At 73.3% G+C, this 24,905-nt stretch carries 23 protein-coding genes; 15 read left to right on the top strand and 8 right to left on the bottom strand.

Annotated features, from left to right (window positions below; all coding sequences use genetic code 11):
- Window positions 1-192: 192 nt before the first annotated feature.
- From ABZ738_RS08040 to ABZ738_RS08060, 5 genes are all read left to right on the top strand, one after another.
- Complete coding sequence (locus ABZ738_RS08040; RefSeq protein WP_131052126.1) at window positions 193-570, top strand: MmcQ/YjbR family DNA-binding protein; 378 nt, start codon at window positions 193-195, stop codon at window positions 568-570.
- A gap of 309 nt (window positions 571-879) precedes the next feature.
- Window positions 880-1,116, top strand: a complete 237-nt coding sequence (locus tag ABZ738_RS08045) for a tetratricopeptide repeat protein (RefSeq protein WP_131052127.1) — start codon at window positions 880-882, stop codon at window positions 1,114-1,116.
- Window positions 1,113-3,797 (top strand): CHAT domain-containing protein, encoded by a 2,685-nt coding sequence (locus tag ABZ738_RS08050; RefSeq protein ID WP_357211866.1) that lies wholly within the window; start codon window positions 1,113-1,115, stop codon window positions 3,795-3,797. Before ABZ738_RS08045 ends, ABZ738_RS08050 begins: the two co-directional genes overlap by 4 nt.
- A 13-nt stretch (window positions 3,798-3,810) precedes the next feature.
- Window positions 3,811-4,209 (top strand): hypothetical protein, encoded by a 399-nt coding sequence (locus ABZ738_RS08055; RefSeq protein WP_131052128.1) that lies wholly within the window; start codon window positions 3,811-3,813, stop codon window positions 4,207-4,209.
- An 86-nt stretch (window positions 4,210-4,295) separates the two neighbouring features.
- The gene (locus ABZ738_RS08060) at window positions 4,296-6,794 is read left to right on the top strand and encodes a phage holin family protein (RefSeq protein WP_357211868.1); all 2,499 of its coding nucleotides are present in this window, start codon (window positions 4,296-4,298) and stop codon (window positions 6,792-6,794) included.
- Here ABZ738_RS08060 and ABZ738_RS08065 read toward each other — a convergent pair.
- The gene (locus ABZ738_RS08065; protein WP_131052129.1) at window positions 6,727-7,308 is read right to left on the bottom strand and encodes a VTT domain-containing protein; all 582 of its coding nucleotides are present in this window, start codon (window positions 7,306-7,308) and stop codon (window positions 6,727-6,729) included. The genes ABZ738_RS08060 and ABZ738_RS08065 overlap by 68 nt on opposite strands.
- Window positions 7,305-8,078 carry an MBL fold metallo-hydrolase gene (locus ABZ738_RS08070; protein ID WP_236145629.1) on the bottom strand — a complete coding sequence of 258 codons (774 nt, stop codon included), beginning with the start codon at window positions 8,076-8,078 and terminating at the stop codon, window positions 7,305-7,307. The genes ABZ738_RS08065 and ABZ738_RS08070 overlap by 4 nt, the downstream gene beginning before the upstream one ends.
- Window positions 8,079-8,470: 392 nt before the next feature.
- On the opposite strand from ABZ738_RS08070, the gene ABZ738_RS08075 reads away from it, so the two are divergent.
- Window positions 8,471-10,240: a family 43 glycosylhydrolase gene (locus ABZ738_RS08075; RefSeq protein ID WP_131052130.1), complete on the top strand. Its 1,770-nt coding sequence runs from the start codon at window positions 8,471-8,473 to the stop codon at window positions 10,238-10,240.
- A 73-nt stretch (window positions 10,241-10,313) separates the two neighbouring features.
- Here the strand turns inward: ABZ738_RS08075 and ABZ738_RS08080 are convergent, their stop codons facing one another.
- Together ABZ738_RS08080 and ABZ738_RS08085 are read right to left on the bottom strand one after the other, a co-directional pair.
- Window positions 10,314-10,679, bottom strand: coding sequence for an MmcQ/YjbR family DNA-binding protein (locus ABZ738_RS08080; protein ID WP_131052131.1), 366 nt, complete (start codon window positions 10,677-10,679; stop codon window positions 10,314-10,316).
- Window positions 10,680-10,991: 312 nt separating this feature from the next.
- Window positions 10,992-11,741 carry a Clp protease N-terminal domain-containing protein gene (locus ABZ738_RS08085; protein ID WP_357211871.1) on the bottom strand — a complete coding sequence of 250 codons (750 nt, stop codon included), beginning with the start codon at window positions 11,739-11,741 and terminating at the stop codon, window positions 10,992-10,994.
- A gap of 330 nt (window positions 11,742-12,071) precedes the next feature.
- On the opposite strand from ABZ738_RS08085, the gene ABZ738_RS08090 reads away from it, so the two are divergent.
- The 7 genes from ABZ738_RS08090 to ABZ738_RS08120 are packed head-to-tail and all read left to right on the top strand — an operon-like array spanning window position 12,072 to window position 18,180.
- Complete coding sequence (locus ABZ738_RS08090; protein ID WP_131052133.1) at window positions 12,072-12,818, top strand: class II aldolase/adducin family protein; 747 nt, start codon at window positions 12,072-12,074, stop codon at window positions 12,816-12,818.
- A 36-nt stretch (window positions 12,819-12,854) separates the two neighbouring features.
- Window positions 12,855-13,874 carry an ABC transporter substrate-binding protein gene (locus tag ABZ738_RS08095; RefSeq protein WP_131052134.1) on the top strand — a complete coding sequence of 340 codons (1,020 nt, stop codon included), beginning with the start codon at window positions 12,855-12,857 and terminating at the stop codon, window positions 13,872-13,874.
- Complete coding sequence (locus tag ABZ738_RS08100; protein WP_357211874.1) at window positions 13,871-14,692, top strand: ABC transporter permease subunit; 822 nt, start codon at window positions 13,871-13,873, stop codon at window positions 14,690-14,692. The genes ABZ738_RS08095 and ABZ738_RS08100 overlap by 4 nt, the downstream gene beginning before the upstream one ends.
- Entirely contained in the window at window positions 14,689-15,498 is an 810-nt protein-coding gene (locus ABZ738_RS08105) for an ABC transporter permease subunit (RefSeq protein ID WP_357211876.1), read from the top strand. The genes ABZ738_RS08100 and ABZ738_RS08105 overlap by 4 nt, the downstream gene beginning before the upstream one ends.
- Window positions 15,495-16,307 (top strand): ABC transporter ATP-binding protein, encoded by an 813-nt coding sequence (locus ABZ738_RS08110; protein ID WP_357211878.1) that lies wholly within the window; start codon window positions 15,495-15,497, stop codon window positions 16,305-16,307. Before ABZ738_RS08105 ends, ABZ738_RS08110 begins: the two co-directional genes overlap by 4 nt.
- Entirely contained in the window at window positions 16,304-17,239 is a 936-nt protein-coding gene (locus ABZ738_RS08115; RefSeq protein WP_131052136.1) for an MBL fold metallo-hydrolase, read from the top strand. The genes ABZ738_RS08110 and ABZ738_RS08115 overlap by 4 nt, the downstream gene beginning before the upstream one ends.
- Window positions 17,239-18,180: an amidohydrolase family protein gene (locus ABZ738_RS08120; protein ID WP_131052137.1), complete on the top strand. Its 942-nt coding sequence runs from the start codon at window positions 17,239-17,241 to the stop codon at window positions 18,178-18,180. Before ABZ738_RS08115 ends, ABZ738_RS08120 begins: the two co-directional genes overlap by 1 nt.
- Window positions 18,181-18,225: 45 nt before the next feature.
- Here ABZ738_RS08120 and ABZ738_RS08125 read toward each other — a convergent pair whose 3' ends face one another.
- Window positions 18,226-18,864, bottom strand: a complete 639-nt coding sequence (locus tag ABZ738_RS08125; protein WP_357211881.1) for a TetR/AcrR family transcriptional regulator — start codon at window positions 18,862-18,864, stop codon at window positions 18,226-18,228.
- An 83-nt stretch (window positions 18,865-18,947) separates the two neighbouring features.
- Here ABZ738_RS08125 and ABZ738_RS08130 point away from each other — a divergent pair, with 83 nt between their 5' ends.
- Window positions 18,948-19,874 carry an alpha/beta hydrolase gene (locus ABZ738_RS08130; RefSeq protein WP_131052139.1) on the top strand — a complete coding sequence of 309 codons (927 nt, stop codon included), beginning with the start codon at window positions 18,948-18,950 and terminating at the stop codon, window positions 19,872-19,874.
- 24 nt (window positions 19,875-19,898) lie between these two features.
- Here ABZ738_RS08130 and ABZ738_RS08135 read toward each other — a convergent pair whose 3' ends face one another.
- From ABZ738_RS08135 to ABZ738_RS08145, 3 genes are read right to left on the bottom strand one after another with little or no spacing between them, the layout of a single operon-like run.
- Complete coding sequence (locus tag ABZ738_RS08135) at window positions 19,899-20,543, bottom strand: response regulator transcription factor (protein ID WP_201272317.1); 645 nt, start codon at window positions 20,541-20,543, stop codon at window positions 19,899-19,901.
- A gap of 8 nt (window positions 20,544-20,551) precedes the next feature.
- The gene (locus ABZ738_RS08140; protein WP_131052141.1) at window positions 20,552-21,886 is read right to left on the bottom strand and encodes a histidine kinase; all 1,335 of its coding nucleotides are present in this window, start codon (window positions 21,884-21,886) and stop codon (window positions 20,552-20,554) included.
- Window positions 21,887-21,927: 41 nt separating this feature from the next.
- Complete coding sequence (locus tag ABZ738_RS08145; RefSeq protein ID WP_357211883.1) at window positions 21,928-23,946, bottom strand: serine hydrolase domain-containing protein; 2,019 nt, start codon at window positions 23,944-23,946, stop codon at window positions 21,928-21,930.
- Window positions 23,947-24,212: 266 nt separating this feature from the next.
- Here ABZ738_RS08145 and ABZ738_RS08150 point away from each other — a divergent pair, with 266 nt between their 5' ends.
- Window positions 24,213-24,854 carry a hypothetical protein gene (locus ABZ738_RS08150; protein WP_131054586.1) on the top strand — a complete coding sequence of 214 codons (642 nt, stop codon included), beginning with the start codon at window positions 24,213-24,215 and terminating at the stop codon, window positions 24,852-24,854.
- Window positions 24,855-24,905: the final 51 nt, after the last annotated feature.

The following is a 24,905-nucleotide window of genomic DNA, read 5'->3' on the forward strand; positions in this document are numbered from 1 at the left end:
GCCGTCGTCGTACCGGCAGGCGCGACCGGCACGGGAAGCGTGGTGCCGCACCGGCCGACAGTAAGGGCGACCGAGGAACGGGCCCGCGAATGACCGCCCGCCGACCACGGCGTCCCGGCCGAGTCGCCGTGATGTCCGACCCGGCGGCTAGCCTGTCGTCGTGTCGCGACCGTGCGGACGGAAGGGGTCCTGATGGCTGACGCGGACGACGTCCGTCGGTTGGCGCTCGCGCTGCCCCACGTGGTCGAGAACGACAGCGATGGCTTCGACTTCCGGGTGGCCGACAAGGGGTTCGTCTGGTCCTACCCCGAGCGCCGGCCCGGCAAGCCGCGCGTGATCCGCACCGACGTGGCCGTGCTCTTCGTCGGGGACGAGGCCGAGAAGCAGGCCCTGCTGCTCGGCGAGCCCGACCTCTTCTTCACCACCCCCGGCTACGACGGGCTGCCCCTGGTCATGCTGCGCCTGGCGGCGGTGGGGGTCGACCGACTCGCCGAGCTGGTGACCGACGCCTGGCGGATGCGTGCGCCGGAGTCGCTCGCCGTCGACCTCGACGAGGCCGCCGTCCGTTGACCGCCGCCGTCCGCCCGGCGAGGGGCGGCGGGCAGTGTCGGGTTTCCTCCTCGGGGACTGCACGGCGTGAAGGCCCGGTGACAGACTGGACGACAGTCGATGTCCCGGGGGTGCGCGATGTTCGGTCGGTGGCGCAAGCGGAAGGCACCACCGTCGGGTGCGCGACGACCGACGGGTACGCAACGACCGTCAGGTGAGGCGCGACCGTCGGCCGGGCCGGGCCCTGGGCTGGGGCCGGGGATCAGCGTCACCCCACTGCCCACCGAGACGGCGGCTCGGCAGGCCGCCCAGGGCGGGTCACCGGAGGACATGAACCGTCTCGGGATCACCCTCAAGCTCGGCGGCCGGGCGGACGAGGCAGCGCAGTGGTTCCGCAGGGCCGCCGAGGCCGGCAGCACCGACGGGATGGCCAACCTCGCCCTCTATCTGATGGGTCAGGGACGCAACCAGGAGGCCGCCGAGTGGTTCCGCCGGATCGGCGACCCGCTGGGTGAGGCGTTCGCGCGACGGTTGTCGTCGGAGCCCGACACTCCGCCCGACCGGTGACCGGCATCCCCGACGCCTGGGGGACACCGCAGTACCACCTCCTCGTCGGCGCCTGCGGTCAGGCCGAGGCCCACCACGACAGTTACGAGCGGACCGGGTCACTGCGGGACCTGGAGTTCGCCCTCGCCGTCTTCACCGAGGTGCTGAGGGTCGCCCGGAACGTCGACATCCGCAGCACCGCCGCCAACGGTCTCGGGACGGCCCGCTGGTCCCGCTACGAGCGCTTCGGTGACCTGGCCGACCTGGACGCGGCGGTCGGGTTGTTCCGGGACGCGCTGGCGATGTATCCGAACGAGCGCACCCCCGCCACGCCGTCCTTCCACGCCAACCTCGGTGGTGTGCTGCGGTTGCGCTGGCGGCGTACCGGCGTCGAGGCGGACCTGGTCGAGTCGGTGACCCAGGTCCGCGCGGCGCTGGCGGCGACCGGTCCCACCCATCCGCGCCGCGCGGGCCGGCTGACCAACCTCGCCGACGGGCTGCTCACCCTGTCGCTGCGGTACGACGACTCGTCCGCCCTCGCCGAGGCGGTCGAGGTGTCCCGCGAGGCGGTCACGGCGGCCGGGCCCGGTGACGACCTCGCCGGGATGCTCTCCAACCTCGCCGAGATACTGCGGCTGCGGTACCGCTCGACGAACGGCCGGGAGCGGGTCCTGCTGGACGAGGCGGTCGAGCGGGGACGTGAGGCGGTGGCGGCGGCCGGCGACCGACACCCGCTGCGGGCGCGGTTCGAGTCGAACCTCGCGCTCGTCCTGGTCGACCGGTACGCCGCCGGGCGGCACCCGGCCGACCTGGCCGAGGCGGGACGGCTCGCCGAGCACGCGGTGCGGGCCACGCCCGAGGGGCACCCCAACCGGGCGGAGCGGATGCTCGTGCTCGCCGGCATCCGACGGGCGGAGGTGACCCGACTCGCCGCCGAGGTACCCCGTCTCCGGGAGGCCCGCCGGCTCGCCCGTGCCGCCCGGGACGCGGCGGCGGCCGTGCCCGAGGGGCACTACCTGCGGGCCGATGCCCTGCTCGGCGAGGCCGCCGCGTTGGCGGTGTGGGCGGTGAGCGGCGAGCCGAAGGCGTACCAGGAGGCCATCACCATCCTCCGGCGGGTGGCGCGGGACCCGACCGCACCGGTCCGCGTACGTGTCGAGGCCGCCCGACGGTGGGCCAACGCCCTCCTCGCCAGCAGCCGGGGACGGGACCTCGCCGGGGCCCGGCAGGCGTACCACCTGGCGGTCGAGCTGTTGCCCCGGACCGCGCCGAGGCGTGTCACGCACGCCGACCGGGAACGGCACCTGGGTGCCTTCGTCGGTCTGGCCCGGGACGCCGCCGCCTGCGCCATCTCGGCCGGTGACCCGCTCGACGCGCTGCGGCTGCTTGAACACGGCCGGGGCGTGCTGCTCGGGCACGCCCTGGACGCCCGGACCGAGCTGACCGAGCTGCGTCGACGGCGTGCCGACCTGGCGGACCGCTTCGAGGCGGTGCGGAACGCGTTCGACCGGCCGGAAGGGATCGGTTTCAGTTCCCTGCCGGACGACCTGACGGTGCCCGGCGAGGACCGGCACGCGCTGGCCCGGGACTGGGACGCGCTGCTGGAGGAGATCCGGGGCGTCGACGATCTCGCCGGGTTTCTGCGCCCGCCCCCCGTCGACGACCTGCTCGCCGAGATCGCCCGGCGAGGTCCCGTGGTGGTGCTCAACATCAGTGGGCTGCGGTGCGACGCCCTGGTGCTCGCCGGGGGCGGGGTGCGGGTGGTACCGCTGCGGCTGAGTCTCGACCAGGTGGTCGACCGGGCCCGGCGGCTGCGCGCGGCCGTCACCCGCACCCACCGGCCGAGCATGCCCGCCCCACTGCGCGAGGAGGCCCGGTCCACGGTCGCCGAGACGCTGGACTGGCTCTGGGTCACCGTCGCCGCGCCGGTGCTCGACGTGCTCGCCCCGCCGCCCGGCTCGCGGCTGTGGTGGGTGCCGACCGGGCCGCTGACCAGCCTCCCGCTGCACGCCGCCGGGCCGGCGGACGGACCGGGCGTGCTGGACCGGGTGGTCTCCTCGTACGCGCCGACGGTGCGCAGCCTGGTCACCGCCTGGCGATCCCGCCCGGCGGCCCGGACGGCCGCGCCGCTGGTGGTGGCCCTGCCGCAGACGCCGGGACTGGGCGACCTGCCGAACGTGCCGGCCGAGGTGCGGATGCTGACCACCCGGTATCCGGGCAGCGCGGTGCTCCTCGGTGCGCGCGCGGTCCGGCAGGCCGTGCTCGACGCGCTGCCCCGGCACCCGTGGCTGCACTTCGCCGGTCACGCGGTCAGTGCCGCCGACGGGAGCGCAGACGGGCATCTCGTCCTGCACGACCACGCCGCCGCCCCGCTGACCGTCGCCGACATCGCGCGGCTGCGGCTGACGCGTGCCGAGATCGCCTACCTGTCGGCGTGCGACACCGGGGTCTCCCACGAGGACCTGGACGACGAGGCGCTGCACGTGGCCGGTGCCTGCCACATCGCCGGGTTCCGGCACGTGGTCGGCACCGCGTGGGCGATCGACGACGCCGTCGCGCCCGGCGTCGCGGCCGACTTCTACGCCCGGTTGAGCGGGGCCGACGACGCCGCGTCGGCCCTGCACCAGGCGGTGCGTACGCTGCGCGCCGCGCAACCGGACCGGCCCGCGCTCTGGGCGCCCTTCCTGCACGTCGGTCCGTGACACGATGGTCGATGTGACCGATCGACGTGACGACACCGACCGGGGTGCCACCGAACTCCTCATCGGCGCGCTGGCCGGGTCCACCCTGCTGCCGTTCGTCCAGGCGCTGGCCACGAAGGCGGGGGAGGACGTCTACCAGCTGATCCGGGACAGACTGTCCCGCCGGGCTCGCCGCGACGTGCAGGACGAGATCCGCACCGAGGGCACCGTCACGCTCACCGCTGCCGCCGCGCGGGTGGTGCTGCGGCTGCCGGAACAGGTCACGTCAGAGATGGCACTGCGGTTGGAGAACCTCCCGCTGCCGCCGTACCGGCCCGGCTGGTTGCTCCTGTCGTGGGACGCGACCCAGCGCCGATGGATCACGACCGCGCTGTCCGGGCCGCCGGAGAACGCCACCAGTCTCGACCCCTGACCGTCCGCGCGGCGCGGGTCCACCACCGGCCGGGAACCCGGGTCCGGCTTTTCGATCTTGTTGGTGCCGTGTGACATGGTGGCGGCATGGAACCGCAGGTGGATGCCGAGCGCCGCGCTCTGCCCGAACCCGTCCGGGTCGCCCTGCGGGTGCTGCGCGACTACCGGCCGACCTTCGCCCGGGTACGCGCCCTGGTGCGCAGCATGGTCACCTCGTTCCTGGTGCTCAGCACGACGTTCTGGCTGCTGCCCGGCGTCACCATCAGCGGCCTGGTCGGCCTGCTCTGGCTGGTGGCCCTGGTCACCGGCGTCGGGGCGGTGCTGCGGCCGGTGCTGCTGGCCCTGGCCACCGCGCTCGGCGGACTCGGTGCGTTGACCATCGGCGTGGGCGTCCAGGCCGTCGTCATGTACGTGGCACTGCAACTGGCCCCCGAGGCGCACGTCGCCGGGTTCGCCGTCGCGTTCGCCGCCGCCTGGCTCGCCGTGGCGCTGGCCGCCGTGGTCAACTGGCTCGCCGACGCCGGCACCGACGACACCTTCGTCAGCGAGATGCTGCGGCTGATGAGCCGGGTCCGGCGTTCCACCGACCGTGATGGTCGCCGCTGGTGGCGCTGGCGCCGCAGCGTCCCGGCCCGGCGGGACACGCCCGGCGAGGTCCCGACCGAGGGCCTGCTCGTCATCCAGCTCGACGGGGTGGCCGCCCCGGTGCTGCAGTGGGCGGTCCGGGCCGGCAACCTGCCCACCATGGGCCGGTGGCTGCGATCACGCAGCCACCGGATGACCCGCTGGCACACCGGGCTGCCGGCCACCACGCCCGCCGCCCAGGCCGGCCTGCTGCACGGCGAGTTCGGTCGGGTGCCGGCCTACCGCTGGTACGAGAAGGCACCAGCCGGCCCCGACGGGACCGTGCCGCCCGGACGGCTCGTGGTGACCAGTCGTCCCCGCGACGCGGCCGAGGTCGAGCGGCGGATCTCCACCGGCCGGGGGCTGCTGCGCGACGGTGGGGTGAGCATCAGCACCGCCTTCTCCGGCGACGCCCCCACCACCCTGTTGACGGTCAGCCACGCCGGGTTGCCCGGCCGCTCCACGCCCGGCTATGCGGCGTTCATGACCAGCCCGTACGGCTTCGCCCGGACGGTGGTGCTCGGTGCCGGGCAGGTGCTGCGGGAACTGCACGCCGCCCGGCGGCGACGGGTGCGCGGCGTACAGCCCCGGGCCGACCGGGGCGGCTCCTACCTGGCGTTGCGTCCGCTGGCCAGCCTGCTCAGCGATCTCAACGTGTCGCTCATCGCCGAGCAGATGGCCCGGGGCGCCCCCGTCGTCTTCTGCGACTTCGTCGACTACGACGAGGTGGCCCACCACGCCGGCCCGGCCCGGCCGGAGGCGATGGCGGCGCTGGAGTCGCTCGACCACACCCTCGGCATCCTGCAACGGCTGGCCGCCGAGGCGACGCGGCGCTATCACATCGTGGTGCTCAGCGACCACGGCCAGAGCCAGGGCGCGACGTTCCGCCAGCGGTACGGCGAGACCCTGACCCAGGTGGTGTCCCGACTGGTCGCCCCGGGCGTCGACGAGCCCGCGCCGGCACCGCGCCGACGCCCACGTGGGCCTGGCCGGGACGCGGCGCTCGCCGGTGGCGAGCACGAGACCACCCGCAACGCCGAGGAGCAGGCCCGGGTCGACACCCTGCTCAGCGAGGTGTCCGGCCGCAGCGGTGTGACCGCCACCGCGACCCGGATGGCGGTACGTGCCCGGCCGGAGGCGGCCCGTGGCCCGCACCCGACGACCCACCCGACGCACGAGCAGGCTGCCGCGTCGGGGCGTACCGAACCGGAGACCGTGGTGGTGGCCTCCGGGAATCTGGCGATGGTCTATCTGACCCGGCATCCGGGGCGGCTCACCCGCGAGCGCCTCGACGAGGTGACGCCGGGGCTGGTGGCGGGTCTGGCCGCGCATCCCGGCGTCGGCGTGGTCGTCGTCGACTCGGCCGCCGGAGCGCTGGCGGTCGGCCGGTCCGGGACCCACCGGCTGACCGACGGGCACGTCGAGGGCGACGACCCGCTGCTGCCGTACGGGCCGAGGGCCCGGCACGACCTGCTGCGGCACCAGGGCATCGACCACGTCGGTGACCTGGTGCTGATCAGCTCCGTGGACCCCGGCCTGGAAGAGGTGACCGCCTTCGAGGAACTGGTCGGCAGCCACGGCGGCCTGGGCGGTTGGCAGAACGACGCGCTGCTGGTGCATCCCGCCGGCTGGCCGCAGGAGGGTGAGCTGGTCGGCCCGGACGCGGTGCACCGCCAGTTGCTCGACTGGCTGTCCCGGCTCGGCCTGCGCAGCCCCGACGAGCCCGACGACCCGGCGCACGGGGTGGGCGACGCACCGACCCGGTCCGGCATGGCGGAGGGGCCCGCCGGTACGGCGGCGGGGTCCGACGCGGGGGACGGGCTCGCTCCGGCGGGCCGGCCGGGTCAGCCGACCCCCCGACCGCGTCCGGGGGAGACCGGAGTGCGGTTACCGGCTATGGCGTCGCCGGTGGATGAGCCGGCTCGGGCCGGCGTCGCCCCAGCAGGCTCCACCCCTGAGTGACCAGCAGGACCAGCACGATCGCGGCGAGCACGCTCTGCCACGGCTCGGGGAAGATGGCCCGGCCGAGCACGCCGATCATCGCGTAGAGGGCCGACCAGAGCAGGACGGCGGGCAGGTTCGCCACCGCGAACCGCCGCCAGGTCATCCCGGCCATCGCCGCGGCCAGCAGCACCGGCAACCGGCCGCCGGGCACGAGCCGGGAGACCAGGAGCATCGGGACGCCGCCCTCGCGTACCCGTGCCGACAGCCGGTCCAGCCGTTGCGGCCCGCGCAGCCAGCGCAGTCGCCGGGCGATGCGTTCGCCGCCCCAGCCGAGCACCGCGAAGACCACCAGATCACCGAGGTACGCGCCGAGCGCCCCGGCGAACACGACCAGGAGCACGGTCACCGGGTCCTGGTGGGCGGCGAGGGCGGCGGCACCGCTGACCGCCGCCCCGGTGGGCACCACCGGGACGACCGCGCCGAACATCACCACCAGCGTGAGCCACGCCAGCGTGCCGAGGGCCGCCGTCATGCGCCGGGCACGGTGAGGGACTCACCCGGCTGGAGGACGCGTACCCGGGTGTCGGGGGAGATCCGTCGCGCGTGCCGGGCGAAGTCGTCGCCCGGCTGGAAGAACCGGTCCGGCCGGACCCGGTCGCACCCGATCGGCCAGAAGGTGCCGTAGTGGATCGGTACTGCCCACGCCGCCGCCACCCGCCGGGCGGTCTCGGCCGCGCCCTCCGGGTCGAGGTGGCCCGGGCCGAGTGTGGGTCCCCACCCGCCGACCGGGATCAGCGCCAGGTCGAGGGGGCCGAGCGAGTCCATCTCGGCGAAGAAGCCGGTGTCCCCGGCGAACCAGGTCCGCGCCCGCCCCTCGACGAGGTAGCCGATGGCCGGTGCCTGGTGCCGCGACCAGGGGCCGCGTCCGGCGGGGTGGGCGGCGGGCACGGCGGTGACGGTGACCTCGCCGATCGTGGTCGCCTCGCCGGGGGCCAACTCGGTGTACCGGTCGGCGGTCGCGCCCAGGCCCCGCCGCACCAGCGGCGCGGCCCCGGCCGGGAGGACGAGCCGGGTGTCCGGGGGCAGCCGGCGCAGCGACGCGAGGTCCAGGTGGTCGGCGTGCAGGTGCGAGACGAGTACGGCGTCCGGTGCGGCCGACAACCGGGGAGTGGGTCCCCGTCGCCGCCGCAGGTGGGCGAGCCGGTCGCGGAGCAGCGGGTCGGTGAGCAGTCGGGTGCCGGAGTCCTCGATCCACACGGTGCTGTGACCGTGCCAGGTCAGCTCGACCACACCGTCACCCACCCCGCCCTCGACACGCCTGCCACCGTAACGGGTGCAGGTCGGCACCCCCTCGGCGGCCGTGGTGCGGGGCGGTGCCGGGCTCCCGCCCGACGCGCCAAGAGATAGATGCCTGTCCTTGTCCGTGTGATCGCTCACATGTTAGCGTTCCCATCGGTGGTGATGGTGAGCACGCCCTCTGCGGCTCTCCGGCGGGCAGCCGAGGAATTGATGTTGTCGCTAACACCGCCTCGGTCACGGTCGACCGGCACCGCTCGTCCCGCCGTTCCCGTCCCCGTACGGCTGGTCCGGCGAGCGCGCCACCACCCTTACAGGAGTCCGTTGTGAGCTTCGTGTCCGCGCTGCCGCGCAGCGCCAGAGCCAGACGTGGGATCGCCTGGCTGACGGTTCCCTTGATGATGGTGATCTTCTTCGCCGCTCCGGCGAAGGCGGACAATCCGCTCGTGCAGCACGTCTACACGGCCGACCCGGCGCCACTGGTGCACAACGGCCGGGTCTACCTCTACACCGGACGCGACGAGGACGGCTCGACCTACTTCACCATGCGGGAGTGGCGGGTCTTCTCCTCGGCCGACATGGTGAACTGGACCGACCACGGGTCCCCGATGAACCTGGGGACGTTCGCCTGGGCCGACGCCAACGCGTGGGCCGGGCACGTGGTCCCCCGCAACGGCCAGTTCTACTGGTACGTGCCGGTGCGGCAACGCTCCAACGGGCAGATGGTGATCGGTGTCGGCGTCTCCAGCTCGCCGACCGGGCCGTTCCGCGACGCGTTGGGTCGGCCGCTGGTCGGCAACAACGAGATCGACCCGCACGCCTTCATCGACGACAACGGTCAGGCGTATCTCTACTGGGGCAACCCGAACCTGTGGTACGTCCGGCTGAACTCGGACATGATCTCGTTCTCCGGCAGCCCGACCCAGATCCCGCTGACCACGGCCGGCTTCGGCACCCGCACCGGCAACGCGAGCCGACCCACCCTCTACGAGGAGGGGCCGTGGGTCTACAAGCGCAACGGCGTCTACTACAACGTCTTCGCCGCCGAGTGCTGCTCGGAGTTCATCGGCTACTCCACCGCCCCCGGCCCGACCGGCCCGTGGACCTATCGGGGCACCGTCATGCCGAGGCAGGGCAGCAGCTTCACCAACCACCCCGGCATCATCGACTTCGCCGGGAACTCGTACTTCTTCTACCACAACGGCGCGCTGCCGGGCGGCGGCGGTTACACCAGGTCGGTGGCGGTGGAACGCTTCACCTACAACGCCGACGGGTCGATCCCGACGATGAACATGACCACCGCCGGGCCGCCCCAGGTGGGCACGCTCAACCCGTACGTGACGCAGGAGGCCGAGACCATCGACTGGGCCAACGGCATCGAGACCGAGGTGTCCAGCGAGGGCGGGATGAACGTCGGGTTCATCGAGAACGGCGACTGGATCCGGGTCAAGGGCGTCGCGTTCGGCACCGGTGCCTCGTCCTTCACCGCCAGGGTGGCCTCGGGCACCAGCGGCGGGACCATCGAGCTGCGGCTGGACAGCAGCACCGGCCCGCTGGTCGGGACCTGTGCCGTGCCGGGCACCGGGGGTTGGCAGAACTGGGCGAACACCACCTGCAACGTCAGCGGCGCCACCGGCACCCGCGACCTGTACCTGCGCTTCACCGGCGGCAGCGGCTACCTGTTCAACATGAACAACTGGCGCTTCACCGGCGGCACCGGCACCGGCGGCAACCTGGTCACCAACGGCGACATGGAGAGCGGCACGACCGGCTGGACGGTCTTCGGCGCCGGCACGCTGGCGTCGAACACCAGCGTGGTCCGGGGCGGCACGCGCTCGCTGCTGCACTCGGGGCGGACCGCGTCGTGGAACGGCCCCAGCCAGGACGTGACGTCGAAGCTGACCAACGGCCGCACGTACACCACGACGCTCTGGGTGCGGTCGCAGAGCGGCACCCCGTCGGTGCGCCCGACGCTGGCGGTGACCGCCGACGGCACCACGAACTACGTGCAGCTGACCCCGGCGGCGACGGTGAACGCGAACGGCTGGACCCAGCTCACCGGCACCGCCACCGTGTCGTGGAGCGGCAGCCTGACCGGTGCCCGCCTCTATGTCGAGACGGCAGCGGGCACCGACGGCCTGTACCTGGACGACGTGTCGTTCCAGTGAGCCGCACGCCGTGGGCCCGGCCGCCGACCGGGCCCACGGTAGTGCCTCTCAGCGGGCGTCGAACCGGTGCCTCTCAGCGGGCGTCGAGCCGGGCGAGCAGGGTCTTGGGCGCCACCACCCGGTACCCGTCCTCGACGACCTCGGCGAGTTCGGTCTCGTCCACACCGGTGTCGAGGCGTACGCCCACCCAGCCCCGATGCCCCACATAGGGCGGACGGAAGTAGGTCTGCGGGGCGGACGCGATCAGCTCCTCTGCCGAGCCCGGTGGCGCGGCGCACCACAGGTGCGGGAAGTCGTTCTGGTGATGGCCGTCCGGCCACACCTGGGCGAAGGACTTCTTGCCCCGGATGAACCAGGCCGGCGTGCCGTGGCTGGGGCGTTCGGTGACCTCGGGCAGGTCCAGGCAGACCCTTCGGATGGTCGCCACCAAGTCGGTCATCGATACACCGTACGGCACCCGGACGCCGGGACCGGCGAACGCCTCGCGAACCGCACCAGCGGGCCGATGCCCCGCCGGCAGCCCGCGCCGTGCTCGACAGACTTTGGGACCCCGGACCGGATCCGCCCCGGCCGACTACTGCCCTGCGTCCCCTTTGCTCTGCTTCAACCGGCGCAACGATCAGAGCGGCAAACCTGTGCGTCCGTTGAAGCAGAGCAAAGGCGTCGAAGGGGACCACTCGGGAGCAGCGACGTGACTCCGGCCGGTGAGCGGACGCGGACGGGTGAGGCGGCGCGGGGAGCGGCCGGAGCCTCAGCGACGCTGCGCGGGCCCGGTGATCTGGTGGTGCAGCCGGTCGAGCCGGTCGAGCACGTCGAGCATCATGATCCGGAGCGAGGCGGTGTCCGCGTCCCGGTCCGTGGTCACCCGGCCGAAGGTCGCACCGTAGTAGAGCGCGGACAGGACGGCGGGGGTGACCACCTTGGTGACCCCCACGTCCCGCAGTACCGTGCCGGCGGTGCCGTCATCGGTCATCAGCCCGAGCAGCAGGTGGCTGCCGGCGATGGTGGCGGACCCGTGTGCGGCGGCCTGGGTGGCGGCCGTGGTCACCGTCGTGCGGGCATCGGCGCTCAAGGCGGGTGGCGTGACCCCGCCGTTCCGTCGCGGGGTGTGGGCCCCTCCCGGCCGACGGCCGACGGCTCCGTCGATCGCGGCCTGGATCGAGGCGGCCGGGAAGCCGAGCAGCTCGACGGCGTTCAGCACCAGGCTCTCGCCCTCGTCGAGGAACGCCTGGAGCAGGTCGACCGGTTCGACGAGCGCCGCCCCGCGAGCCGCCGCGACGTCGTACGCCTGGCGCAGGATCGCCGCGACGTGGTGGTTGGGCGGCGGTGCCAGGTCGACCGGCTCGGGCAGCGCGAGGTCGGCGACCGCGTCGTGCGCGGCCCGGTCGGCGCCGTCGAGCGCCTGGGCCAGCGCGGCCTGGCAGATCCGCGAGACCGGCAACCGGGCCTGGCGTACCCGCTCGGCGAGCGCGTCGGGCAGGTACACGTTGATTTTGGGCATGTGGGGGTCCTGTCGTGGCGGAGGCGGGGCGGGGGTGGGGGCTGGGGTGCAGGTCACAGCGTCCACCGGCTTGATCTCCTGTAAATCCTAGGGGCATACTAGGGTTATGCCAACGCCGCTGACCGCCCGCCGCGCGGTCGACTACGGTCGCACCGGCAGCGCGCTCTGTCCCTGCCGCTGACCCGGCCGCAGATCGCCGAGAGCCCGCGCCACGGCATTCCCCCACCCCACGCACCGGTACACGCACGCGTCCGACCTCGGACGCTGCCTTCGCCTGCCCGCCGCACGGTGCGTCGACCGGCACCCCGACAACGACAAGGCAGTGACGTCATGACTCAGCACATCCCCACCCCCTCGGCACTGCGGGACGCACCCTTCGGTGCCGACGAACTGGCCGCCGCCCGGACCGACCTCACCACCGGCATCAACCGGATCTTCGCCGCCTCGGCGATGTCCGCCAGCGGACACGGCAACATCAGCGTCCGGCTGCCGGGCCACCACGACCTGCTCGCGATCAACGCCGGTGAGCTGCTGCGCCCGTGGCCCGCCGACGACCTGCGCGTCGGCGTACCCGCACTACGCACCGTCAACGACGAGGTCGTCGTGGTGAACCTCGACGGCGAGGTGCTGTTCGGCACGCCCAGCCCGTCGGTGGCCGCCATCCTCACCATGCACGTCGGCGTCTACCGCACCCGCCCGGACGTGGCCGCCGTCATCCACACCCACTCGCCCTACGCCACCAGCTACGCCCTCGCCTCGACCAGCCTGCCCGCCCGGTACGAGGCGTTGCTGGTGCACGGCCAGGCCGTCGACGTCCCGGTCGCACCCTGGGCACCGCGTGGCACCGCCGAGGCGGTACGGGCCATCGCCGACACCTACCGGGCCCACCCCGACACCTACGGCGTCCTGCTCGGCAACCACGGCCTGCTCGTCGCCGGGGACGACGCGAAGCACGCGGCGAGCCTGGTGGTGGCGATCGAGGAGGCGGCCGTGTCGAGCGTCGGCGCCCAGCCGCTCGGCGGGCCGGTGCCCTTCCCGGAGCACGTCAACGACCTCGACCTGCGTCTGCGCTTCTGACCGACCCCGTTCACCCCCTGAGAATCGAGACAGAGCATGTTCCGTACCACCCGGACCCTCCGGCACGTACCCGCCACACCCGCCCTTCGTCGCGGCCTGGCCGGTGTCCTCGCCGTCACGCTGCTGACCAGTTCCCTCGCGGCCTGCTCCGCCGCCGACGACTCCGCCGACGCGGCCGACGGCGCGGACGGCCTGACCACGGTCCGGCTGGCCTCCGCGCCGCTCGGACACCTCGCCCCGATCTACCTCGCCCAGGACAACGGGATATTCGCCAGGCACGGCCTAAGGGTCGAGGTGGACACCCAGACCTCCGACCTGACCTCGGTGCCCTCGGTGCTGGCCGGCAAGGTGGACTTCGCCACCGGTGACCTCACCACGCTGATCGTGGCGCGCACCCAGGGGCTGGACGTCAAGGCGGTGGTGCCCGCGTCCGCGTCGACCGGCAAGGCCGGTGCGGACTACGGCGCGCTCGTGGTGGCCGGCGACTCCGGCATCACCAGCCCCAAGCAGCTCGAAGGCAAGACGGTGGCGGTGAACATCCTGACCAACATCGCGGCGGCTGCCGCCCGCGAGGCGGTCCGCACCGCCGGTGGCGACTCCGACTCGGTGAAGCTCGTCGAGATCCCGTTCCCGCAGGTCCCGGCCGCGATCAGCGAGGGAAGGGTGGACGGCGCCTGGGTGGTCGAGCCGTTCCTGTCGGCGGCCAAGGCGCAGGGTGCGGTGCCGGTCGGCTGGGGTTTCACCGACCTGGCCGAGGACCTGACCGTCTCCGCCTGGTACACCTCGGGCACCTACATCGGGCAGCGCCCGGAGGTCGTCTCGGCCTTCCGCGACGCGATCCGGGAGGCGTACGCGTACGCCCGCGAGCACGAGGACGAGGTGCGCGCAAAGATCCCCACCTTCACCCAGATCACCCCCGAGGTGGCGAACAGCATCACCATCACCGGTTGGCGGGACGAGGTGAGCCGGCAGGCCGCCGAGAAGCTGGCCGGGTACGCCCAACGCGACGGCCTGATCAGCACCGCGCCGAACCTCGACGAGCTGATCCTGCCGTGACCACGAGCAGCCGCGTGCCGGCCCCCACCCGGGGGTCGGCCGGCGGCCCGGTCGCCGGTCGCCGGCTGCTCGGCGTGGTCGGGCTGCTGGTCGCGGCGGCGGGGTACGAGGCGGTGACCCGCGCGTTCTTCTCGCCGCTGCACGTGCCACCGCTCTCCGCCGTCGCCCCGGAGGCGTTCCGCCTGCTCACCGAGGCCCGGTTCTGGACCGCGACCGGCCGCACCCTGCTGGCCGTCGCGTCCGGCCTGGTGATCGCCGTGGTGGCCGGGATCGTCGTCGGCTTCGCCGTCGGCTCGGTGCCGTGGCTGCTGCGGGTCACCTCGTCCACCCTGGACTTCCTGCGCCCGGTCCCGTCGATCGTGTTGATCCCGGTGCTGGTCCTGGTGCTGGACGTCGCCCAGATCACCGTCCTGCTCGTCGCCGTCTCCTGCTTCTGGATCGTGCTGTTCCAGGTGTTGTACGGGCTGCGCGACGTGGACCGGGTGGCCGTGGACACCGCCCGCAGCATGCGACTCGGCACGCTGGCCCGGGTCGTGCACGTCACCTGGCCGACGGTACTGCCGTACCTCGGCACCGCGCTGCGGCTGATCGTCTCGGTGGCGCTCGCGCTGGCCGTCACCGGCGGTCTGGTGACGGGCGCCGCCGGTCTCGGCGAGCTGATCTGGAGGAGCCAGGAGTCCGGCGAGTTCACCGGCATGTATGCGCTGGTGCTGCTGACCGGCGGGGTGGGGATCCTGCTCGACCTGGGCGCCCGCCTGGCCGAGCGCCGGCTGCTGCACTGGCACGTGGCGACCCGGCGGGAGGTGGCGACCGGATGACCGGCCCACGATCCGTCCCGCTGCGTGCCGGCCTGGCCCGGGGGGCCTCCGCCGTCGGATTCGCGCTGGGGCTGCCGGTGCTGCTGTTCACCCTCTGGTGGGTGCTCAGCGCGGACAGCACCACCATCTTCCTGCCGCCGCTGCGCCGCATCGTCGAGGCGTTCGGTCAGGTCTGGCTCTCCGACGTCTTCGTCCGCGACGTGGTGCCGAGCCTGCGTCGGCTCACCACCGGCTACGCCGCAGCGCTGGTGATCGGCGTCGGCGTCGGCTACGTGGTCGGCCGCTGGTCGGTGGTACGCGCACTGACCGGCCCGATCCTCGCCTACTTCCGGGTGCTCCCGGCACCGGTGATGATCCCGGTGCTGCTGGTCGCGGTCGGCATCGGCGACGCCACGAAACTGATCGTCATCGTGCTGGGCGCGGTCTGGCCGATCCTGCTGAACACCGCCGACGGCGTACGGGCCGTGGACCAGGTCCACCTGGAGACCGCCGCCGCGTACCGGCTGCCGGGCTGGACCCGGCACGGCCTGATCCTGCGTGCCGCGAGCCCGCAGGTCTTCGCCGGTGCCCGCCAGGCGCTGGGCATCTCGCTCATCGTCATGGTGGTCAGCGAGATGCTGATGAGCACCGACGGCCTCGGTTTCACCGTGATCCGGTTCCAGCGCACCTTCGCCATCCCGCAGATGTGGAGCGGCGTACTCCTGCTCGGCCTGCTCGGCTTCGCCCTGGCGAAGGTCTTCGAGCTGGTCGAGCGGCGTGCCCTGCGGTGGCACCGAGGCGCCACCGGACGAGAGGAGTCATCGTGACAGTCGGACCCGACCTGCTGCGGATCGTCGCGCTGGGCAAGTCGTACCGGGCCCGGGAACGCACCGTGGACGCCCTGGCCGGGGTGAGCCTCACGGTCGGCGACGGCGAGTTCGTCACCGTCGTCGGGCCGTCCGGCTGCGGCAAGACCACGCTGCTGAAGATCGTCGCCGGGCTGCTGCCCGCCTCGACCGGCGAGGTGTACCTGGCCGGGCAGCGGGTGACCGAGCCGCCGGCCGACCTGGGCGTGGTCTTCCAGGAGTACGGCCGCAGCCTGTTCGCCTGGAAGACGGTGCAGCAGAACGTCGAGCTGCCGCTGCGGCACCGGGGCATCGGTCGCGCCGCACGCCGGGAGGCGGTCGCCGAGGCGCTCGACGCGGTCGGGCTGGGCCAGACGGCACGGGCGTACCCGTGGCAGCTCTCCGGCGGCATGCAGCAACGGGTCGCCATCGCCCGCGCGATCGCGTACCGGCCCCGGCTGCTGTTGATGGACGAGCCGTTCTCCGCGGTCGACGCCCAGACCCGCGGTGACCTGGAGGATCTGCTGGCCGCGCTCTGGCGGCGGTACGCGATGACCGTCCTGTTCGTCACGCACGACATCGACGAGGCGGTGTACCTCGGCCAGCGGGTCGTCGTCCTCGGTGCCGCCCCGACCGGCGTCGTCGCCGAGTTCCCGGTCGACCTGCCGGCGGACCGCGACCAGCTCGGCACCCGCTCCTCGGCCCGCTTCGGCGAACTGCGTGCCCAGGTCTACGCGCGGGTCCGCCGCGCACCCGAACCCGAAACCCCGCGAGCAGAGGTGACCCGATGAGTGAGCAGTCCCCGGAGACCGCACCACGCTGGCAGGACACCGGCGGCGGAGAGGGCCCGCTCTGGTCCTTCCCCGTCGGCGAGGTGGAGGTCTTCCCGATCCGCGAGGTCGACTACCTTCCGCTCCCGACGGACTTCTTTCCGCAACTGGAGACCGAGTCCTGGACCGACGGTGCCTTCTACACCGCCGAGCCCTTCACCCGCGACGGGCGGATCGTGCTCAACCAGGAGGCCCACCTGCTCCGGACCAGGGATCGGCTGATCCTGGTCGACGCCGGTGGCGGCAACGGCAAACCGCGCAACGGCGGTGTCTTCGACCGTGCCGACCGGCCGTTCCTCGAACAGTTCGCCCGCGCCGGGGTCAGCCTCGACGACGTCGACACGGTGGTCTTCACCCACCTGCACGTCGACCACGTCGGCTTCGCCACCAGCGCCGACGGCTCCGGCGGCTGGGTGCCGACCTTCCCGAACGCCCGCTACCTGGTGGTCCGGGAGGAGTTCGACTGGTGGACCGGCCCGCAGGGCGCGGCGGCGATGCGGCGCACCGGCGACTACCTCGCGGACAGCATCCTGCCGCTGCGCGACGCCGGTGTGCTCGACCTGGTGCCGGCCGACCACGTGCTGACGCCGGAGATCCACCTCGTGCCCGCGTTCGGGCACACCCCCGGCAACGTCTATCTGGTGGTCGAGTCCGCTGGCCGACGTGCCCTGTTCGCCGGGGACATGCTGCACCACGGGGTGCAGTTGGAGCGTCCCGAGTGGAGCATCCGGTACTGCGTGGTGCCGGGGGACTCCGCCGACCAGCGTCGCCGCCTGCTGGAACGGGCCGCCGACTCCGGGGACCTGCTGGTGCCGACGCACTTCCCGTTCCCCGCCGCCGGGTACGTGCACCGGGCCGAGCGCGGCTTCACGTACACCTTCATCGAGGTCTGATGCCGCCGTTGTTCGTCGCCGACTTCCACACCCACTACGCCTGTCCGGCCCATCCGGCGCTGCCGCCCCGGCACGCCGCGCCGGAGTTGGCCGACCGTTGGCGCGGGCTGGCCCGCCGGATCGCCGACCTGGAGGGGCTGCTGGCCGACACCGGCCGGCACGGCATCGACCTGCGGGTGCTCAGCGCGCCACCGGCGCTGGTGACCCCGCACGGCGAACGCACCCGCCCGGACGACCTGCGGCGGCTCAACGACCACCTCGCCGAGGCGGTGGCGAGCGCACCGGACCGCCTCCGAGGTCTGGCCACCGTCGACGCCTTCGCCGGTGAGCCGGCGGCCGACGAGGCGGTACGCGCCGTACGGGACCTCGGGTTGTCCGGGCTGGTCGTGGACTGCGCCACCGACGGGCTCCTGCTCGGCGCGAAGGCCGCCCGCCCCACCCTGGTGGTCGCGGCGGAACTCGGCGTACCCGTCTTCGCGCACCCGATCAGCCCGGTGGCGATGACCACCGCCTTCGCCGGTCTCGGCCGGTTCGGCACCTCGCTGGCCCGGGGCACCATCAACGCCGCCGCGTTGCTGTCGCTGCTGGTCGACGGCGTGCTGGCCGACCTGCCGGGGCTGCACGTGGTCTTCCCGATGCTCGGGGTCGCGGGCCTGTCCCTGGCCGCCGCCACCGACGGGGGAGAGGTCCTGACATCGGCGGCGCCCGCGTCGCAGCGCGCGCACGTCTATCTCGACACGATGGGGTTCGCGCCGGCCGCGATCAGGTTCGCCACCGACCTGCTCGGTGCCGACCACGTGCTGGTCGGTGGGGACTGGCCGATCGGTGCGCGTGCCACCAGCCGCGCGCGGGTCGAGTCGGCGCTGGCGCTGGCGGGACTGGACGAGACCGCCACCCGGCTCGTCGCCGGCGGCAACGCGCTGCGTCTGCTCGACGGCTGACGACGGCGACGCGGCAGGGTTGCCCCTTCGGTCGCGTCGGGCGGGTCAGCTCACGGTCGCGCGGCCCAGGTAGCCGGTCACCACCGCGACGATCTCGCCGGTCAGTTCCGGCTCGCCGGTCAGTTCCGGCTGCTGTGCGACGAAGCGGTGCACCAGCGACTCGACGACCGCGACCACGACTCGGGCGCTGCGCTCCGGGTCGGCCGGTGTCAGGTCGGGATCCCGCCGCAGCAACGATTCGACGGCGGCAGCCGCCTCACGCTCGGCCTCGTGGAAGCGGGCCAGCAGGTCGGGCGGGCGCGGTGACTCCTCGAACAGCACCCGGTGCAGGCGCGGGTCGCGGGTGTGCAGCTCGGCGCAGGCGCCGACCACCGCCGGGAGCCACCGGTCCACCGGGACGGGGCCGTCAGGGAGACCGGCGAGGCTGACCCGGACCGCCTGGGCGGTCTCGTCGACGTGTTCCAGCGCCAGGGTCAGCAGGATCGAGTCCTTGTTCGGGAAGTACTGGTACAGCGAACCCACCGAGAGTCGGGCCTCGGCGGCGATCCGGTCGGTGGTGCCGGCGGCGTGGCCGTACTCGGCGAAAACGCGAGCCGCCGCGTCGAGGATGCGCCGACGGGTCTGCCAGGCGCGCTGCTGCCGGGGCGTCTTCCTGGGCTGATGCGGTGCGGGCCGGGGTGGCACCGGGCGACTCCAAACGCGAGTAAACAAAGCGAGGTATTCCTCATATCATAGCCATGAGCAGGTAAAACGATGAAAGGTGGAGTGTGGAATCCGGTCGGCGTACGTACCAGGAGGTCACCCGGTGGCTCGACTACCAGCGCTTCTATCCCACATGGCTGCGCAGCGACGTCGACGACGCCCCGGCCGAGGAGTGGTGGCGCTGGCGGGGGCTGGACGTGCACCTGGACCGGCTCGCCGCACCGGACGCCCCGGTGAAGCTCCTCCTGCTGCACGGTGCCGGTGGGTACGGGCGGATGCTCGCCCCGTACGCGCGGATGCTGGCCCATCTCGCCCCGGTGGAGGTGCTCGCCCCGGACCTGCCCGGTTACGGACTGACCCGCGGTGACCGACCGGTGGCGTACCCGGAGTGGATCGACTGCGTCGCCGACCTCGTGGCGGCGGAACAGGCCCGCGACGGCCGTCCCGTCTTCCTCCTCGGTGCCAGCATGGGCGGCATGCTGGCGTACTCGGTCGCCGCCACCGTCGACGTCGCCGGCCTGGTCGTCACCTGCCTGCTGGACCCGCGTGACGTCACCGCGCGGATGCGGATGACCCGTCTGCCGGCCATGGGCCGCGTCACGCCGTCCCTGCTCGGCCCGGCCCGGCCGCTCGACGCCTGGCGGGTGCCGATGCGCTGGATCGCGAACATGGGCGCGATGAGCAACGACCCGGCCCTCACCGCGCTGGTCGCCACCGATCCCTCCGGCGGCGGCAACCGGGTCGCACTCCGCTTCCTGCGGACCTTCCTCACCTCCGCCCCGCCGGTGGAGCCGGAGGCGTTCACCGCCTGCCCGGTGCTGATGACGCACCCGGCGGACGACCGCTGGACGCCGGTCGCGCTCAGCCGTGCCTTCTTCGACCGCATCGCCGCCGACAAGCGGCTCGTGCTGCTGGAGCGGGCCGGACACCTGCCCGTCGAGCAACCGGGACTGACCCAGTTGGGGCAGGCCGTCAGCGACTTCGTCAGCTGACCGTCGACGCTGACGGCGGGTGGGTCAGCGCGGCACGACACCGTTCTGGTACGCCCAGACCACCGTCTGCAACCGGTCCCGTACGCCGATCTTGGCCATCGCCCGGCCGAGGTGCGACTTGACGGTGCTGGTCTCGATGAACAGCTCGGCGGCGATCTCCACGTTCGACAGACCCTGGGCGAGCAGCCCGACGATCTCGGCCTCCCGTGCGGTGAGCTGGTGCGCCGCCACCGCGTCGGTGCGCGGTGCGGCGGTGCGGCGGGCGAACTCGCTGATCACCCGGCGGGTGACCGCCTGGTCGACGAGGCCGTACCCGCCGGCCAGGCGGCGTACCGCCTCGATCAGCTCGTCGGGTTCGCAGTCCTTGAGGATGAACCCGCTGGCACCGGACTCCAGCGCGCCGAAGACGTACTCGTCGAGGTCGAACGTGGTCACCACGAGCACGGCGGGCGGCGTCTCGGTGGCCTCCGCGACGATCCGGCGGGTGGCGGTGAGCCCGTCGCCGCCGGGCATCCGGACGTCCATGCAGATGACGTCCGGCCGGTGCCGGCGGGCCAGGTCGACCGCCGCGTCGCCGTTCGACGCCTCGGCCACCACCTCGATGTCCCCGGCCTGCTCCAGGATCACCCGGAATCCCATCCGCACCACCGCCTGGTCGTCCACGAGCATCACCCTGATCACGTCGGGTCCCCCTTCGCGGTCGCCGTCGCGGCGCGCGCGGCCTCCGATGCGGTCGGCAGGCTCACGGTGACCGACCAGCCGCCGTCGGCGGTCGGCCCGGCGGTGAACTCGGCACCGATGAGCTGGGCGCGTTCCCGCATGCCCACCAGGCCCACGCCGCCGGTGGTGCGGGCGGCCGGCTCGGGCCGTCGAGGTGGCGGATCGTTGCGTACCTCGAGTGTCACCCGGCGGTCCAGGTAGCGCAGGGCCACCCGGACCGGGGCGCCGGGGGCGTGCTGGCGGGCGTTGGAGAGCGACTCCTGCGCCACCCGGTAGAGCGCCACGTCGGCGATCGGCGGCACCTCGCGCGGCTGCCCCTCCCGGACGAACCCGACCGGGCCGCCGAGGTCACCGGCGGTGCGGACGAGGTCGTCGAGGACGGCCAGGCCGGGCACCGGGACCGTGCCGTCGCCCGCGTCCGCCCCGGTCCGTCCGCGCAGCACCCCCACCACCAGTCGCAGGTTGTCCAGGGTCTGCTTGCCCTGGGCGCGGATCCAGGCCACCCCGGCACGGGCCGCCGCCGGATCGCGGTCGATCAGCCGCTCCACCGCCGCCGCCTGCACCACCATGCCGGAGAGGTGGTGGGCGGCCACGTCGTGCAGCTCCCGCGCCATCCGGGACCGCTCCGCGCCGATCGCCGCCTGCACGCCTGCCCGCTGTGCCCGGACCGCCTCGTCGGCGCGTACCTTGACCAGCTCGACGTAGCGCCGGTAGGTGGCGACGTAACCGCCGACGAAGGCCGCGCCGAGGTAGGTCAGGGCACTGGCGGTGAAGCTGCCGAGCACGGCGAGCAGGACGTCGGGGACGGCGAGGACGGCGGTGGTGACCACCGCCCCCGCCGTCTCCACCAGCGTGGCGGCCCCCGCGATCAGCAGCGCCGTCCGGACCGGCCGCAGCGTGCCGACGGTGTACGCGGCGACGAACGGTGCGATGCCCCGGATCGACATCTCCGGCAGGGACAGCCCGACGATCGCCAGTTGCAGGGCGACGACCAGGGCGAGACAGAGCCGTGGACGCACCCGGCGCAGGCAGAGCAGCATCGTCTGCACGCCGCAGAGCCCGAGCACCGGCCAGGCCCGCTCCGGGTCGACGGAGAGCCCCTCCGCCGGTGCGACGATCCAGAGCAGCAGCGCCAGCAGCAGCAGGGTGAGCACGGTGACCGCCGCCGCGAGCAGGCCGTCCCGGGCGAAGCGGCCGGTCACGCCGAGTCGGGTGAGCTGCTCGTCGAGCCGCCTGGTCAGCCGGGGCGACCGGGGCGTCGCCTCGATCTGCGGATCAGGGTGGGTGCTCATGCGGTGGACATCCTTGCTCCGGTCCGTCCCGGATCGACGTGTCAGAAGGAGATGCTAGGCGCGAGCAGCATGAACTCGACGGCGAACCAGCCCGTACCGGCCAGGGCCAGCAGGATCAGGGCGCTGGCGGTGATCCGGTGCCAGCCGACGCGACGGCGTACGTCGTCGACCAGCCGCACCGTGGCGGGCAGCACCCCGAGCAGGCCGATCAACTGGAGCGCCTGCACGGTGCGCAGCGAGGTGGCGGAGACGTCCTGCAACCCCATGACGGCCACGACGCTCACCGCCCAGCTGGTCAGCGCGAGCAGCGCACCGGCGACCGCGACGCGGCTGAGCACCCGCGCGGTGCGTCCGGCCCGGTCACGACGCGCCCGACCGAGGACCCGTCGGACGAGGGCGCCGAACGGCCAGGAGAGCACCGTCAGCGCCAGCACCAGGACGGAGACGCCGAGCACCGGTACGACCACCGCCGTGGCCCGTGCCGGCTCGACCGGCAGCAGGGTGAACGCGGAGTCGTAGCTGATCGCCGTCACCCGGTCGTCGGTGACCCGCATCGCCAGCAAGCGATGCCCGCCCACCTCACGCCAGACCCAGGGGGTCACCTCCTCGTACAGGGCAGGGGTGGCCGACAGCGGGCCCGGCTCGAACAGCAGTCGGTTGTCGTCGGCGACGCTGACCGTGGTCCGGCCGACCAGACCGATCAGGGTCAGGAAGTTGCTGTGGATCCCGCGTGAGTCGGTGTACGTGCCGACTGCGGCGGCGGCGTGTGCGGCGCTGGTCTCCGTGTCGACGCCCGCCGGTCGCTCCGACATGGCCGGGAAGTAGCGGTCGGCGAAGCCGTTGACCACCGCCTGGCGCAACTCGTGGCTGTCCAACTGGCCCCGGCCACCGCCGTTGAGCGAGAGGAAGATGCCGGCCCGTTCCTGGGGATAGATCTGCAGGTGCGAGTGGAAGTACATGGTGTCGCCGCCGTGGCCGAGGATGTGTCGGCCGTTGCGGCTCTCGTCGAAGAGCCCGAGCGTCATCCGGGGGCCGTCCGCGAGGGTGCCGAGCGAGGTGGCGTCGAGCCCGGGACGCTGCATCAGCTCGCGGGTGGGCGCGTCGAGCAGCGGCCCCTCGCCGACCGTCTCGCCGGTCAACGCCAGCATGAAGCGGGCCATGTCGGTGGCGGGTGCGCTCAACGCGCCCGCCGGGGGAGTGCCGACGATCTCGAACGGGCCGGCGACGCCGGCGGCGTCGTACCCCTTCGCCATCCGGTCGGCCAGAGCCGGGGGCAGCGGCTGCGCGAACGTCGACGACGCCATCCCGGCCCGGGCCAGGACGTTGCGGTCGACGTACTCCTCGAACCGCGTCCCGCTGATGTGCTCGACGATGTATCCGGCCAACGCGTTGCCGTAGTTGGAGTACGCGGGCACGGTGCCCGGCCGGTAGATCTGCTCCGGCGGGTCGGTGGCCAGGGCCTTGCGCAGGTCGGGGCTGCCACCGTCGAGGCCGATCAGGCCGGCGACCCGCTCCTCGAATCCGGCGGTGTGGGTCAACAGGTGCCGCAGGGTGACCGGCTCGTCGTAGCGGCGGGGCACGGTGAAGTCCAGGTACTCGTCGACGTCGGCGTCGAGGTCCAGGTCGCCGCTCTGCACGAGCTGGAGGACCGCGACGGCGGTGACCAGCTTCGACACCGAGCCGACCCGGAACAGGTGCCGGTCCGGGTCGACCGGTACGGCCTGGCCGGAGCCGGAGCCGGAGCCGGAGCCGGTGTCCGCGTGGCCGTAGCTACGGGCGGTCAGGATCTCGCCGCCGCGGACGACCGCGACGGTGGCACCCGGGATGCCGGTCCGCTGGAGCGCGGCGGGCAACAGGCCGTCGAGCCAGGCGTCGAGGTCGGCGGCGTTCAGCGCGGCCGGGTCGGCCGGTACGCCCGGAGCGGGTGGCGTGGGAACGGACAGGACGGTCGGTGCGGCGCCGCACCCGGCGGCGGTGGCGACGGCGACCGCCGCGACCAGGGCCGCGCCGAGTCGACGCAGGCGGAACGCCCGGGACCGGGCGGGATCGTGGCGAGACATGTCGGGCTGCCTTCCAGGCCGATCGGGTGTCCGGAGGGGTCCGTGCGGCGTCACCCGGTGCCTGAGAGAAGCCTGCGGGAACGGGAGAGTGGTGCCATCTGGCGCAGGACGGCATTCGACCTACGACCTTTGTCGGAAAACCACCCCGTTGCCGCGTCCTCGCATATCGCGCCGGCACCCGGGGTACGTCGATCTTCAGCGACCGTGGCGAGGATGGTGCGCCGGTCTCCCGACCGGGAATCCCCGCCGCCGAGGAGGAGTGGATGATGTCGATGCGTAGGTGGCTTGCCGGTGCGGGCGTGGTGGCGTTGGTCGTCTCGACGGGGGCGTGCGGTGACGCCACCCCGGATGCCGCCGCCACCCCCGAGGCCACGGGCACGCCGGCCGCCAGCGCGACCTCCGCCGCGCCCACCCCGACGGAGGCGTCGCCGTCGCCGACCAGCGCCAATCCGCCGGTGCTGTCCGGCGACCGCCAGGTCACGATCACCCGGGTCGACGCGGTCGAGTCGGGGCTGTCGTTGACCGACGAGCGGCTGGCCGAGGTCGACGGCGACGAGGGCCGGCAATTGTTCGTGGCGACCCCGGTCGAGGGGCAGACCTTCCTGATCAAGTCGTACCGGGGTGCCGGCGGTGGCCCCGGCACCGGCGAGCCGGTCTGCTGGCAGGTGCAGAACCCGGGCAACTCGCAGCCGCTGGTGGTGCAGGGCGCGGAGTGCCAGGAGAGCGAGCAGCGGCAGCTCTTCACCATCGCGCCGAACCCGGAGAACGCGGAGACCTACCTGATCAGCAACAACTCGGCGTACCTGCGGAACACGCGGAACAACGGCCTGATCATGGAGGAGCTGGGTGACGCCGCGCCGTTCGACAGCTTCCGCTTCAACGACAACGGCGCCGCGCCGTCGTCGTGAGTGCAAGGAAGGGTCCCCTGCTATACACCAGGCGATAGCAGGGGACCCTTC

Source organism: Micromonospora sp. NPDC047793 (assembly GCF_040642635.1).
Lineage (GTDB): Bacteria > Actinomycetota > Actinomycetes > Mycobacteriales > Micromonosporaceae > Micromonospora.